10 protein-coding genes are annotated in these 12893 nt (G+C 73.5%); 4 read left to right on the forward strand and 6 right to left on the reverse strand.

Going from position 1 to position 12893, the window contains the following annotated elements; translation table 11 throughout:
• Nucleotides 1–42: 42 nt before the first annotated feature.
• From ACLQ29_RS31095 to ACLQ29_RS31115, 5 genes are read right to left on the reverse strand one after another with little or no spacing between them, the layout of a single operon-like run.
• The gene (locus ACLQ29_RS31095) at nucleotides 43–423 is read right to left on the reverse strand and encodes a DUF742 domain-containing protein (RefSeq protein ID WP_425774937.1); all 381 of its coding nucleotides are present in this window, start codon (nucleotides 421–423) and stop codon (nucleotides 43–45) included.
• Nucleotides 401–847: a roadblock/LC7 domain-containing protein gene (locus ACLQ29_RS31100; RefSeq protein WP_393361078.1), complete on the reverse strand. Its 447-nt coding sequence runs from the start codon at nucleotides 845–847 to the stop codon at nucleotides 401–403. The genes ACLQ29_RS31095 and ACLQ29_RS31100 overlap by 23 nt, the downstream gene beginning before the upstream one ends.
• Nucleotides 844–2808: a nitrate- and nitrite sensing domain-containing protein gene (locus ACLQ29_RS31105; RefSeq protein ID WP_425774938.1), complete on the reverse strand. Its 1965-nt coding sequence runs from the start codon at nucleotides 2806–2808 to the stop codon at nucleotides 844–846. Before ACLQ29_RS31105 ends, ACLQ29_RS31100 begins: the two co-directional genes overlap by 4 nt.
• 43 nt (nucleotides 2809–2851) lie before the next feature.
• A complete protein-coding gene (locus ACLQ29_RS31110; RefSeq protein ID WP_425774939.1) occupies nucleotides 2852–5419 on the reverse strand; it encodes a LuxR C-terminal-related transcriptional regulator in 2568 nt (855 codons plus the stop codon).
• A 5-nt stretch (nucleotides 5420–5424) separates the two neighbouring features.
• A complete protein-coding gene (locus ACLQ29_RS31115) occupies nucleotides 5425–6681 on the reverse strand; it encodes an Hsp70 family protein (protein ID WP_425774940.1) in 1257 nt (418 codons plus the stop codon).
• A 293-nt stretch (nucleotides 6682–6974) separates the two neighbouring features.
• On the opposite strand from ACLQ29_RS31115, the gene ACLQ29_RS31120 reads away from it, so the two are divergent.
• The 3 genes from ACLQ29_RS31120 to ACLQ29_RS31130 all read left to right on the forward strand — a co-directional run bounded on the left by ACLQ29_RS31120 (nucleotide 6975) and on the right by ACLQ29_RS31130 (nucleotide 11282).
• Entirely contained in the window at nucleotides 6975–7862 is an 888-nt protein-coding gene (locus ACLQ29_RS31120; protein WP_425774941.1) for an IniB N-terminal domain-containing protein, read from the forward strand.
• A 115-nt stretch (nucleotides 7863–7977) separates the two neighbouring features.
• The gene (locus tag ACLQ29_RS31125) at nucleotides 7978–9825 is read left to right on the forward strand and encodes a dynamin family protein (RefSeq protein ID WP_425775001.1); all 1848 of its coding nucleotides are present in this window, start codon (nucleotides 7978–7980) and stop codon (nucleotides 9823–9825) included.
• A complete protein-coding gene (locus tag ACLQ29_RS31130) occupies nucleotides 9822–11282 on the forward strand; it encodes a dynamin family protein (protein WP_425774942.1) in 1461 nt (486 codons plus the stop codon). The genes ACLQ29_RS31125 and ACLQ29_RS31130 overlap by 4 nt, the downstream gene beginning before the upstream one ends.
• 45 nt (nucleotides 11283–11327) lie before the next feature.
• On the opposite strand, the gene ACLQ29_RS31135 is transcribed toward ACLQ29_RS31130, so the two are convergent.
• Entirely contained in the window at nucleotides 11328–12056 is a 729-nt protein-coding gene (locus ACLQ29_RS31135; RefSeq protein WP_425774943.1) for a DUF2470 domain-containing protein, read from the reverse strand.
• A gap of 41 nt (nucleotides 12057–12097) precedes the next feature.
• Between ACLQ29_RS31135 and rpsD the strand changes: the two genes are divergently transcribed.
• A complete protein-coding gene (gene rpsD / locus ACLQ29_RS31140; protein ID WP_425774944.1) occupies nucleotides 12098–12706 on the forward strand; it encodes a 30S ribosomal protein S4 in 609 nt (202 codons plus the stop codon).
• Nucleotides 12707–12893 lie beyond the last annotated feature (187 nt).

Below are 12893 nucleotides of genomic sequence, written 5' to 3' on the forward strand. Positions count from 1 at the left end.
CCCGTCCGCGATCGGTCCGGGTCGCGGCTGGCCGCTGCCCTGTCACAGGGCGCGGAGCCCGACGAGTATCGCCTCGAGCAGATCCTCGGTCGGCAGCTCCGACAGCATGGGCGGGTCGTGCGTCTCGATCAGCCCGGCCGCGAGCAGGTCGCCGAGCAGCACCCGGACGGTGCCCAGCGGGAGGTCCAGCTCGGCGCCGACCTCGGCGACCGACACCGGATGGTGGCACAGCTCGACGATCCGCGCCTGTTCGGGAAAGAGGGGTGTGCCAGGCGTGACCCCCCGCCGGCCGACGACAAGTGAGATCAGGTCGAACTGGCCGCGCGCGGGAGCGGTACGCCCTCCGGTCATCGTGTACGGCCGGGCGACCGGTCCCGCGTCGTCGTCGTACCACGCCTCGTCAGCCGTGCCGCCGGTGTGCACCGGTGTCCCCGATCGTCGCGGAGGAGGCCGGACCCAGTGTGATCGGCAGGTGCCGCTCGGCCTGCCCGACGAAGAGCGCCACCTCGTACGCCATGTCGCCGACCTTGACGTCGTCACCGGCGATCCGCACGGTGAGGATGGTCCCGTTCGGGACGGTGGCGACGAACAGGAAGGCTCGCGTCATCTGCACCACGACCTGACGCAGAGCGCCCGCGTCGCAGGTCCGGGTCGCGGCGAGCCCCAACGCGATCAGGCCGGCGACAACACCGGAGATCTGCTCGGCCAGCTTCGTCTCCACCTGCCGGGAGCCGCCGAGGAGCAACCCGTCCGGGGAGAGCACGAGGGCGAACTCCGCGCCGTGCACTCGGTCGACCAGGCGGTCCAGGGCACCGGTCAGGTCGTCGCTGACCACTGCGGAGGTCATGGGTGTCTCCTCGCTGCTCTGGCGACCGGCATCTCGACCGTGTCGAGTGCGGCCCTGCCGTGTTCGGGGTGTGTCGGCCCGGTCTGTCGGACCCGGGTCGGCAGCGCGCCGTTGCCGCCCGCCTCGGGCGGGCCGGTGCCGCCCGCCTCGGGCGGGCCGGTGCCGTGGTGTGCTGGTGGGGCCGGGGTGGTGGGTGGCGCGGTGGCGGGCCGCCGGCCGGTGTCGTTCACCGGGACCAGGTGGGCCGGCAGGAGCACGACCGCCGCCGTTCCACCGCGCCGGCTGGGACGCAGCGAGACGTGGACGCCACACCTGTGGGCCAGCACGGCGACTGTGTACAGACCGGTGGGACCCGTGGGTGGACCGGCCGGCGGGCTGGCGAGCCTGTGGTTCGCCTCGGCCAGCGCGGTGGCGTCCAGGCCGGGCCCGTCGTCGACGACGAGGACGGCGCACCCCTGTGGTCGGTGCTCACCGCTGACCCGGACGGTGGTGTCGGCCGGGGAGAAGGTGAGGGCGTTCTCGATCAGCTCCGCCAGCAGGTGGACGACGTCGGTGACGGCCGGGCCCGCGAGCGACCACGGCCAGTGCGGCGCGATCAGGACCCGGTGGTAGTCCGGCACCTCGGCGACGGCGCCGCGTGCGACGTCGAGCAGCGGCACAGCGCCCCGCCAGCGGCGGGCCGGCCGTGCGCCGGCCAGGGCGATCAGCTTCTCCACGTTGCGCCGAACCCGGGTGGTCAGGTGGTCGAGTTGGAACAGCTCGCCGCTCTCCTCGGCGGTCCGCTCCCGGCGCTGCATCCCGTCCAGCAGATTGAGCTGATCACGCAGCAGGACCTGGTTGCGACGGGTGATCCGCAGGAACAACTCCCGGTCGGGGCCGTCGGGCGCCGCCGCGACATCCGGGGTCGGGGCCGGCGGGGTCGGGACCGGCGCGTCGACGACCGGCCGGGTCAGCGCGTCGGTGAGCCGTCGGACGGTGCTCGCCCAGCTCACCAGGAGCACGAGCACGACGATGAGGCCCAGCCCCACCACGGCGCCGGTCCGGGCGACGAGCACGGCGGCGCCCGGCGTGGCCCGCTCGACGCTGCTGCGGGCGGTGCTCGTCACCAGGGTCTGCAGCGCGCCGAGGGCGGCGTCCGTGGCGGCCCGCCAGCCCGCCATTGTCGTCCCGGCCAGCGCGTTCGCGGTGTCCGCCCGCAACAACCTGTCCTCCAGGGCGATCAGCCCCGCGAACTCGGGGCCGCTCGCGATGCGCTGGTGCTCACCCGGGCCGTCGTCGGGCAACCCGGCCGCCGCCTCGGCCCGCGCGAACCGCTGGTTGTTGACGAGTTCGGTCAGCCGGCGTCGATCGTCCAGGCCGAGCCGGTGGGCGGTCAGGGCCGCGCTGACCAGCGTGTCCTCGCGCGCCAGCAACTCCCGGGCGCGGGCCAGCGCGATCACCGCACGGGTGTCGGCGGCCAACGTGCTCTCGTACGCGGCCCACTCCGGGCCGTACACCCGGAAGGCGACGTCGACGACCTGGTCGTACCCGTCGACCGCCTCGGCCGGGTCGAGTTGCCCGGCGTCCACCTGGGACCGGATCGTGCTCAGGCCGTCGAGCCGGCGGACCAGCTCGTCGGCCCGCTCGCGCACCTCGCCGGCGCTGAGCAACCGGACGTCGCGGCCCCCGGTGAACCCGCGAATCTCGGCGGCGGCCCGGTCGGTGAGCTCGCGCGCCCCGCCCAGCGGGGTCGCCGTCGCCCCGGCTCCGGCGATCGTCTCGGCGCTGGCCCGGCGTTCGGTCTGCAGACTCAGGATCAGCCTGTCGATGGGCTGGCCCAGGGTGTCCGCGAGGGCCCGCACACGCAGCAGGTCGATGGCGTCCTGGCTGGTCAGGTAGGCCGCGTACGACCAGAGTGTGACCAGGACGGCGGTCAGCACGACGAGCCTGGTCCGGATCAGCCGGACCTCGCCGGGCGTCACGCCCCGCTCCGCCCGGCGCGGCGGCGTCCCCGGCGCGAGCCCCTCATCGGGTCGTCCGCTGCGGCCACGGCTGCCCGGCCGTGTCGCTGGCCCGGTCGGCGACGACGGTGCGCAGCAGAGCCAGCAACTCGGTGCGGTTGGCGCAGTTCAGCCGGTTACGCATCCGCGCCACGTGGTGTTCCACGGTCTTCGCCGAGATGAAGAGCCGGTCGCCGATCTCGCGGTAGGTCAAGCCGGCGAGCACCAGCTCGGCAACCTCGTACTCGCGGTCGCTGAGCCCCTGCGGGGTGGGGCCGGCGACCCGCGCGGTGCTCTCGGTGGTGCTCGTCGGAGCCTGCTCGCCGTGGCCGCCGGCCGGTCGCCCCTGGAGTGCCCGCGCGCACTCCAGCAGCGTGGTCATCGCCCGCCGGTCGGCGGTTCGGATGGCGGCCTGGCCGGCGAGGCGAGCACCGTCCCAGCGCAGTCCGGTGTCGTGCAGCGCCCGGGCGGCGGCCTCCACGCGGGCCGGGTCGACGACACCCCGGAGCACCTCCACCCAGCACTCCGCGGCGGCGGCGACCACCGCCGCGTACCGGCTGTGGTCGGCCGCGGCCAGCAGGGCCGCGACGTGGTCGTCGGCGACGTCCGGCGCGCCGGTGAGGATCGCGGCGTGCAGGCCGCTCCAGTGCAACGGCACGCTCCACAGTGGTGGGTCGCCGAGCCGGCCGAGCAGCGCACGCGCCTCCCGCAGGTACGGTTCGAGTCGGGCCAGGTCACCGAGGCGCGCGCCGGCGATGGCCAGCTCACCCAGCGGCAGGAGCGTGAACAGGTCGACGGGGTGCCGGACCACCGCCTCCAGCGCCTGCCCCCAGCCGCTCTTGAGCGCCCCGATGTCGCTGGTGCGGCGGCCGACGCCCATCCGGATCGCGGCGGCGAAGAGCAGGTCGCGTGACTCCAACTGCCGTCCGTCGAGCGTCACCGCGGCGAGGTGTTCGGTCGCGGCGCGCGTCTCGCCGCGGACCATCAGGATCCAGCCCTGCAACAGCCGGTGGCGGCGAGCCATCAGCGGGCCACCGACACCGGCGTCCAGGGCGCGGTGCAGCACCTGCTCGGCGATCTCCAGCTCACCACAGTGCACAGCCGTCAGCGCGGCGAGCGCCGCCGGGCTGTCCGGGAGGAGAGCGGCCCGCCCGTCCGGTTCCAGCAGCGCGGCGGCCTGCACCAGCGCGGAGAGCGCGGCGGTCGGCGGACCGCTGACGCTCTCGCGTACCCCCTCGGCCATCAGCCGGGCGGCGCTGGCGTGCAGGGTCGGTGGTTCGCCCAGCAGGTCACCCGCCGGTGCCGCGGCCGTGGCGTCCATCTGTCCGGTGGCGAGCCCGCCGACGACGGCGAAGGCCAGCGCCGAGGCGGTGCCCGACCACCGGTACAGCTCCACGCTGCGGCCGACGTGGCCACGGTGCGCCAGGGCGGTCGCCGCCACCACGGCCGCCTCGCGGCGGTCGGACGGGGCGGCGGTGGCCAGCAGTCGGTCCGCCAACCGCAGGGCGTCGTCGAGGTTGCCGGCGAGCGCGGCGGCGAGCGCCTGCTGCGCGCTGGCCGGCTGTCCGGCCGCGGTGGCGGCGGCGAACAACTCGGCGGCGAACGCCGGCTCGTCGGCCAGGGCCTCACCCGCCGCGGCGGCCAGCGTCGAGGCCGGGCAGTCGCCGAGCGCGCCGACCGCGAGCAGGGAGCGGACCAGCGGCAGCACCGCGCCACCCCGCGCGAGCTGCACCTCGGTGAGCCGACGCCAGACCGCCGTCCGGTCGGTGGCGGGGCTGAGCGTCGTGACCGCCCGCCGGACGATCGGCGCGAGCCGGCCGTCGGCGCCGAGCAGCCCGGCCGCCCGCGTCGTGGCGATCAGTTCGTCCACCGCCGCCGGGCCCACGCCCAGGAGCGCGGCGAGCATGTTCGCCGGCAGCGACCCACCGGCCGCGACGGCGAGCAGCAGCCGACGTACCTCGGCGGGCTGCACGTCCAGGTCCGGCCCGAACTCGGCGACGACGGCCCGGGGTGGGTTGACCACCGCGCCGGTCCGGGTCTCCGCGCCGGCCAGGCCGCGGGCCAATCGCTCGACGTCCCGGGGTACGCCGGAGGTCTGGTTGTGGACGAAGTCGACAAGGTCGTCGCGGCGGCCCAGCTCCGGCGCGGCGGTGAGATAGCTGGCGGTCTGCTCCCGGGTGAACGGGGTGAGGAGCACGGCCTGCCCGTCCCGCCGCAGGGAGTCGACGAGCTCGCTGAGCGCCGCCGACCGGGGCCACGGGCGGTGGGCGACCACCAGGCGGTGCCGGCGGGCGCCGAGCAGGCGCAGGAGCACCTCGATCCGGGCGTCGTCGAGCAGGTGCGCGTCGTCGACGAGCACAAGTGTGTCGGGGTCGACCGGTTCGTCGGGCTCCGGAGCGGCGGTGCGTACGGGGATCCCGGCCCGCTGGTGAACCCGGGCCAGCTCGGTGAGGAGCGCCGTCTTGCCATGCCCGCCAGGTCCGGCGATGCCGACGGCCAGTGGGCCGGTCGGGTCCTGGGCGACCGTGTCCAGCAGGGCCTGTGGCCCCCGGTCCAGCGTCAGCCCCGGTGCGTCGACGTCATTCATGATCATTGGGGTCATCCTTCGCGTCCCCGGCTGCGAGCCAGCGCCAGGCGGGACGGCTTCGGCAGGTCCAGTGGGAGGACCCGGACCGGCGGCCGCGGTGGCGGGTCGCCCGGAACGGTGTCGTGGTGGGGGCGGCGCGACGCCGGGATGGAGGCCCGCCCGGCGCTGCGCACCGGGTCGCGGACCGGTGCCGGCCGGCGAGCGCGCGGCGACACCACCTGGGCGGCGGCCAACGCCGCCCCGCCGGCGGCGGTCAGTTGCGAGTCCGGTTCGACCTCGACGGGCACCGGAAGGGCCGCGCTGATCAGCTCGACGACGAGCGGCACGCGGGTCGAGCCGCCCGCCAGCAGGACGCCGTCGAGCTGCGCCGACGTCAGGTCGGCGCTGCGCACGGCCCGCAGCAGCAGGTCGACTGTGGTCTGCACCATTGGGCGGATCATGTGCTCGAACTGCGCCCGGGTCACCGGGATCCGGGCGGGTCCGCTCGGCAGGGTCACCACCACGTCGGCCGTCAGGTCGACGGTCAGCGCCCGCTTGGCCCGGTCGCACTCCGCGCGCAGCCCGCGCAGGGCGGCCTGGGCGCCGCGGCGTGCGGTGCTGGCCAGTTCCCGCGCCAGCATCGTCCGGGTATGCCCGGCGAGCGCCTCGTCGAAGTCGACGCCGCCAACCGAGTCGAGACCCTGCGGCGTGCCGAACGTCTCGTAGGTGCCGCGCGCGGTGCGGCGCACCAGCGCGGCCTCGAAGCTGTTGCCCCCCAGGGCGTAGACGGCGGCCGTGGTGCCCGCGAACCCGCGAGCCGCGTGGCTCTCGGCCACCGTGACCGTACGCGGCAGCAACGTCACGTGCCGCAGGCCGAAGTCGGACAGCGCCCGGTGCAGCACCTCCCGCCGGTACGGACGCCACCCCGCCGGGTGACTGAGCACGACCGCCTCGGCCGGGCCGCCCTCCAGGGCGTGCACCCGCTCCACCACCCATGTCGCGAGTTCCGCGGTGAGCGTCTGCGGTGTGCACGCCTCGCCGCCCAGCAGCAGGGGCACGTCATCACCGATCCGGTGGACGAAGTCGCGGGTGGTGCGGCTGCCGTCGTCGGTCGGGGGCTCGCCGACGTGCAGCGAGCCGTCCTCCGCCAGGCACAGCACCGACGGCACGAGCGGGGAGCCGACGTGCAGTGGGACGGCCTCGGGACGCGTCCAGGTCGCGCCGGTGCGCCGTGCGACCGCGGCGGCGGTGTTGGTGCTCCCGATGTCTATCCCCAGGACGTACGGCATCGTCTCTTCTCCCCCCGTGAGTTGGCCGGCCGGTGGCGATGGTGTCGGTGCTGCCGACGACCCACCCCCGGCGAACCCCGCGGGCTCCTACGTTCGTACCAGAGATCAGCCCCTGGTCGGGACCCTAATCTCGCCGGGACGGTTTCCCCCTGTCCCCCTAACGTACGAGGTCGAGGAGCCCCTAGTTCAACCGGGCCGGTTGCGGGTTGAGCCCCGATGCCCGGGGCGAGCCCCGGCAATAGCGTCACTGTCGACGTACGACACCCGGCGCCACTTCCGAGGAGAACCGGCACATGGACTCGCACCAGACGCTCCACGACTTCGTGCTCGACCTGCTGACGAACCCCGACGCGCGGTCGGCATTCGACCTCGACCCGGAGGGCGCGCTGCGGGGCGCGGGGCTCACCGACATCACCGCCGCGGATGTGCAGGACGTCGTGCCGCTCGTCGTCGACTACGCGCCGGGGGCGGGTCTCGCGCCGTTGACCGCGCCGGTCGGGCAGCTCGGGCTCGACCCGCTGCTCACCGACACCACCGATGTGGTGGGTCAGTTGCAGAGCGTGGCGCAGCAGATCAGCGTCACGAGCTCGCCCACCGGCGTGGACGTCAAGGCCGGCGTGCTCGGCGCCATCGCGGTCGACCCCTCGACGGCCGCCGCCGGGGTGACCGTGCTGCCGGGGATCGGCCTGGGCGTCGGCCCGTCCGGCCTGGACACCGACTTCGCCGGAGTCGCCGACGTGGCGCACACCCTCGACGCGGACGTGGTGCAGCCGGTGGACGCGATCGCGGACCCGGTGCTCGGTGACGTCACGGGCACCGTCGGCGACCCGACCGGTCTGCTCGGCGGCGCCGACCCGAATCTGATCGGCGGCGACCTGTCCGGTGGCGTCCTCCCCGGCGCCCACGGTCAGCTCGGCGGGGTCGTCAGCTCGCTCGGTGTCGGCGACACCCTCGGCGGGCTGGGCCTCGGGCACGGCGACGGTCTCGTCGGCGGCACGGTCCCGCCGCTCGACGTGCCGTCGACGGTGGGCGGCGTGACGCACCAGGTGGACAGCCTCCTCCCCGGTGTCACCGGCACTGTCGGTGACGTGACCGGCGGGGTCACCGATGGTGTGCTCGGCGGCGACTCGCACGCCTCGTCCGATCACGGGCTGCTGGGTATCACCGGCGGCCTGCTCTGACCCGGATCTCCGGTCGGAGCGGAGGGCCGGATCGTCTCGGGCGGTCCGGCCCTCTCCGGTTCCAGTTCCGGAACCTCTTGATAATTGAGCCGAAATCCGCACACTTGGTGCGGTGATGGCCGGGATCTGGTTGGACGTACTGGACGACATCGCCCGCACGTGCAGTGCACACGGTCGTGGTGACCTGCTCCAGACGGTCCGGCGCAAGCGCGCCCAACTGCTGGATCCGACGCTGCGCGTCCTGGTCATCGGTGAGCCGAACCAGGGCAAGAGCCAGCTGATCAACGCGATCATCAACGCGCCGGCCTGTCCGGTCGGCGACGGCCGCACGACTGTCCTTCCGACAGTGGTGTCGCATGCCGAGGCCCCGACCGTCGCGGTCGCCCAGGCGCCGCCGCCCGCCCGGGGCGGCGCCGCCGTCGCGGTGGCCGTCGAGCGGACCCCGATGGCACTGAACCAGGTCGCGGAGAGCGTCGCCGGCCTGGTCGGACGCCGGCCGGGTGGTGGCCCGGCGTACGTCGAGATCGGAGTGCCCCGCGCCCTGCTCGGCGCCGGGCTGGTGTTGGTGGACACTCCCGGCGCCGACGAGGTCTCGGCCATCGGCGGCGCGGCCTCGGTCGCCGCGCCCGCCCGCGCGGACACCGTGCTGCTGGTCTCCGACTCCACCCGGGACCTGTCGGTCGCCGAGTTGAACATGTTGCTGCACGTCATGCGCGCACACCCCAACGTGGTCGTGGTGCAGAGCAAGACCGATCTGGTGGCGGACTGGCGCGCGGTGGCCGACCGCAACAGGCAGCACCTGGCCGAGGCGGGCATCCCGGCGACGCTGATCCCCGTGTCGGCGACGTTGCGACTGCGCGCCGCCGGGGCCGACGACCGGGGTCTCAACGCCGAGTCCGGCTTTCCCGCGCTGATCGCCCGACTCCAGCGGGACCTGGCTGGCAAGGCCGACCAACTGGCCCGGGCCTCGGTGCAGACGGTGGCCCGGACGGTGGTGGAGCAGTTGGCCGCCCCGCTGCGCGCCGAGTTGGCGACCCAGGAGGCCGAGGAGCAGTCCGGGCCGATCTCCCGGCTGCACGCGGCGCAGCGTGAGGTCGACGAGCTGCGCCGGTGCTCCACCCGGTGGCAGAACACCCTGAGCGACGAGATCGCCGACCTGCTGTCCGACATCGAGTACGACCTGCGCGACCGGACCCGGGAGATCCTGCGGACCGTCGACGAGGCGTTCGACACGGCCGATCCGTTGGTCGCCTGGGACATCTTCCAGGACTGGCTGGAACGCAGCCTGGTGGAGGCGGCGGAGGCGAACCACGAGTGGCTGATCCAGCGCTGCGACTGGCTCGCCCGCCGGGTGGCCGCCAACTTCAACAGGTACGGCTACGACGTGCTGCCGCCCTGGTCGATGACGATGCCGGAGGACATCGGGCAGCGCCTGCCCGAGTTGCAGATGCCGACGATCGACAGGTTCACCCCGAGCCAGAAGCTGTTCACCGGTATGAAGGGCTCGTACGGCGGCATGCTGATGTTCGGTCTGGCGACCACCCTGGCCGGCATGCCGATGATCAACCCGGTCTCGGTCGGCATCGGGGCGCTGTTCGGCGGCAAGAGCATCCGCGACGAGAGCAAGCAGTTGCTCCGTCGCCGTCAGGCGACCGTCAAGACGGCCATCCAGCGGCATGTCGACGACGTCTTCGTCCGGATCATCCGCGACTGTCGGGACACCGCCCGGCAGGTGCAGCGGATGCTGCGGGACCACTTCACCGGGCTGACCGAGGAGCTTCAGGAGGCGATCGTCCAGTCGTTTCGTAGCGCCAAGCAGGAGGCCGACACGGATGCGTCGCTGCGCGAACAGCGGCAGCGCGAGATCCGGTTGAAGATGACCCGGTTGGCCGCGCTCTACGAGCAGGCTCAGCAGTTGACCGGCACCCGGGCGGCCCCGCTGCTGTTGGAGCCGCAGGCATGACCGTGGGCCTGCGCCTGGACGAGGCGGCCTGGGGGTTGTTGCACCAGGCCATCGACCTCTACCAGGACCATCCGCGGGCCGTCGGGCAGTTGCGGCACCAGGTTGCCCGGTTGGAGCAACCGCTGCGGATCGCGGTCGCCGGCCCCTGGCGTTCTGGGAAGTCGACGGTGCTCAACGCCCTGATGGGTGAGGAGGTCGCACCCGTCGAGCGGGCCGACGGTGCGTTCACCTGGTACGAGGACGGCGCCGAGCCGCGCGCGACCGCCTATCCGGCCGGTCAGCCTCCGCAGGAGTTGACGGTGGTCAAGTCGGCGACCGGCCTGCGGGTGGACCTCGGCTGGGGCGCGGGCGACGTGCGCGACATCGTGGTGCGGTGGCCGACGCGGGCGCTGCGGCAGGTCACGCTCATCGACACCCCGGCGGTCACCGGCAGCGTCGAGCAGGGTCGGACGCCGGTGTGGGAGCGGGTGTTACGGGATTCGGACGCGGTGTTGTATCTGACCCGCGACGCTCGCGACAGTGATCTGCGGGTGCTGGAGTCCGGCCGGGACAGCGTGGTCGGGCAGGCCGCCCCGGTCAACGTGATCATGGTGTTGTCCCGGGCGGACGAGATCGGCGGAGGCCGGATCGACGGCCTGCTCACCGCCCGGCAGCTCGCTCGTCGGCACTACCGCGATCCACCGGTGAGCGCGGTCAGCGTGAACGTGGTGGCGTGCAGTGGGATGCTCGGCCTGGCGGGCCGGATGCTCGGCGAGTCGGACTTCGCCGCGCTCGCCGCCATCGCCCAGGTGCCCCGGGCCGAGCTGGACGCCCACCTGATCTCCGCCGATCGTTTCCGCAGTGGTGAGCTGCCGGTACGGCTGGAAACCGAGGTACGTGCCGCGCTGCTGGACCGGTTCGGGCTCTTCGGCGTCCGGCTGGCGACCACGTTGGTGCGTAGTGGTTTCGACAGTCGGGTGAAGCTCTCGGCGGAACTCATCCGGCGCAGCGGTCTCACCGAGCTGCGCGAGTCGGTGACCCGCTGCTTCATCGACCGCGGCGACGCCCTCAAGGCCCGGTCCGCGCTGGCCGCGGTCGAGGCGCTGCTGCGGGCCGAGCCCACCCCCGGTTCCGCGGAGCTGGCCGGAGCGGTCGAGCGGATCCTCGCCGGCGCGCACGAGTTCCGGGAGCTGCGCCTGCTTGTCGCGCTGCGCAACGCCCGGCTCGGCTTCGACGCGGAGGTGGCCGCCGAGGCGCAGCGGCTCGTCGGTGGTGACGGGGTGGGTCTCGCGGCCCGACTGGGTGTCGAGCACGAGGCGACCGTGCAGCGGCTCTGGGAGGTGGCCACCGACGCGCAGTGGCGGTGGCGGGACCGGGCGGAGGACCCCCTGCTCCCGCTGGCGCAGCGGCGTGGAGCCCAGGTCGTCGTCCGCAGTTGCGAGGGGATGATCGCCGAACTGGTGGCCGGTGGTCGCTGAGCTGCGGCGTCTGCCGTCGCAGCGGTGCGGGCCCTCCGGAGATCGTCAGCGGGCGCGTCGGGTTCGGCACCCGTGCGACCGCCGCAGCAGGGCCTCGATCTGGGCGCCGAGTTGGTCGGGATGCCGCAGTGGCGTGCGGAAGTTCAGCCGGACGTCGCGGTCACCGCTGGCCAGTTCCAGCCGGAGTACGACTCCGTGGCGGTCCAGGCGTACCGGTCGGACCTGGCGAACTCCTTGGAGATGGCGACCGGGTACCAGTCGGCACAGCCGCTCGACGGTGCGCGGGTGGTGATGGTCGAGGTGGCACAACAGGTCGGCTTCGGCGTCCGCCAACGGATCGGGCTGGGCGGCCGCGAAGACCTCCGGGTCGACGCCTCTGGTGCGGCCGTCGACGGTCAGCTCCGCGGTGGCGAGGTCGAGGACGACCGCCAGGTCCTGATCGCTTCCGGTCGCGGCGGCCTCGGTCACCAGCCAGCCGGTGAGCCTGCCCCGCGCGCGTACCCGGTTGCGGACCGGGATGGGCGCCAGGTCGGTCACCTCGATCATCGCCACGGTCTCCCGCTGCTGCGCGAGGTGGTGGGTCAGGTCGCAGCCGGTCGGCAGGTCGATCCGCAGTCGCCCGTCCGGCGTCACGACGTGCCGGCCGGCGACGTACGCCTCGACACCCGGGACGTGCAGGGTGAGGGAATCGGTGGCGACCAGCATTGATCGTAGTCGGACACCTGCGTCGTCGGTGGAGTCCGTGTTCGTCGACGGCTTGCTCACGGCGATCATCTCCTAATAAGGTTAGCCTTACCTTACTTGAGAGGTGAAGGATGAATCAGACCCGCCCCAAGGTCAAGCGTTCCCGCGCTCTGGGCATCGCGCTGACCCCGAAGTGCGTGCGCTACTTCGAGCGCCGTCCGTTCCCGCCGGGACAGCACGGCCGTGCGCGACGGACGACAAGTGACTACAAGGTCCGGCTGTTGGAGAAGCAGCGGCTCAAGGCGCAGTACGACCTGCACGAGGGCCAGCTTCGGCGCGCCTTCGACCGGGCGGTGCGCCGGCCGGGCAAGACCGGTGCGGAGCTGATCGTCGAGTTGGAGAGCCGCCTCGACGCGCTGGTGCTGCGAGCCGGGTTCGCCCGCACCATCTACCAGGCCCGCCAGATGGTCACCCACCAGCACGTCACGGTGAACGCCCGTCGCCTGGACCGGCCGTCGGCACGGCTGCAGCCCGGCGACGTCATCGCCGTGGCGGAGCGCAGCCGGGGCAAGGCGCCGTTCGTCGTCGCGGCGGCCGGGGCGCACGCCGTGGAGCGCCGCGCCCCCTACCTGGATGTCAGTCTGCCCGGCCTGACCGCGCGTCTGACCCGGCTTCCGGTGCGCGCGGAGGTCCCGGTGGTCTGCGACGAGCAGCTCGTCGTCGAGTACTACTCACGCTGAGCGGCGACCGGCCGTCGGGGGAGGGTTCCGAGCGCCTTCGTTGCGCCTCGGGACCCTCCAGCCGTGGATCGTGACCCGAAAACCGTTATTCGATCTTGCTGGCCACGGTCGTCTCTGACCTGCGGAGATAGCGCTCTCACGGATGGCGGAAGAGGCTTGACGCGACCGTGACCCAGACGCAACGATG

The organism is Micromonospora sp. DT228, assembly GCF_049841595.1.
In the GTDB taxonomy this organism is placed as follows: Bacteria; Actinomycetota; Actinomycetes; order Mycobacteriales; family Micromonosporaceae; genus Micromonospora.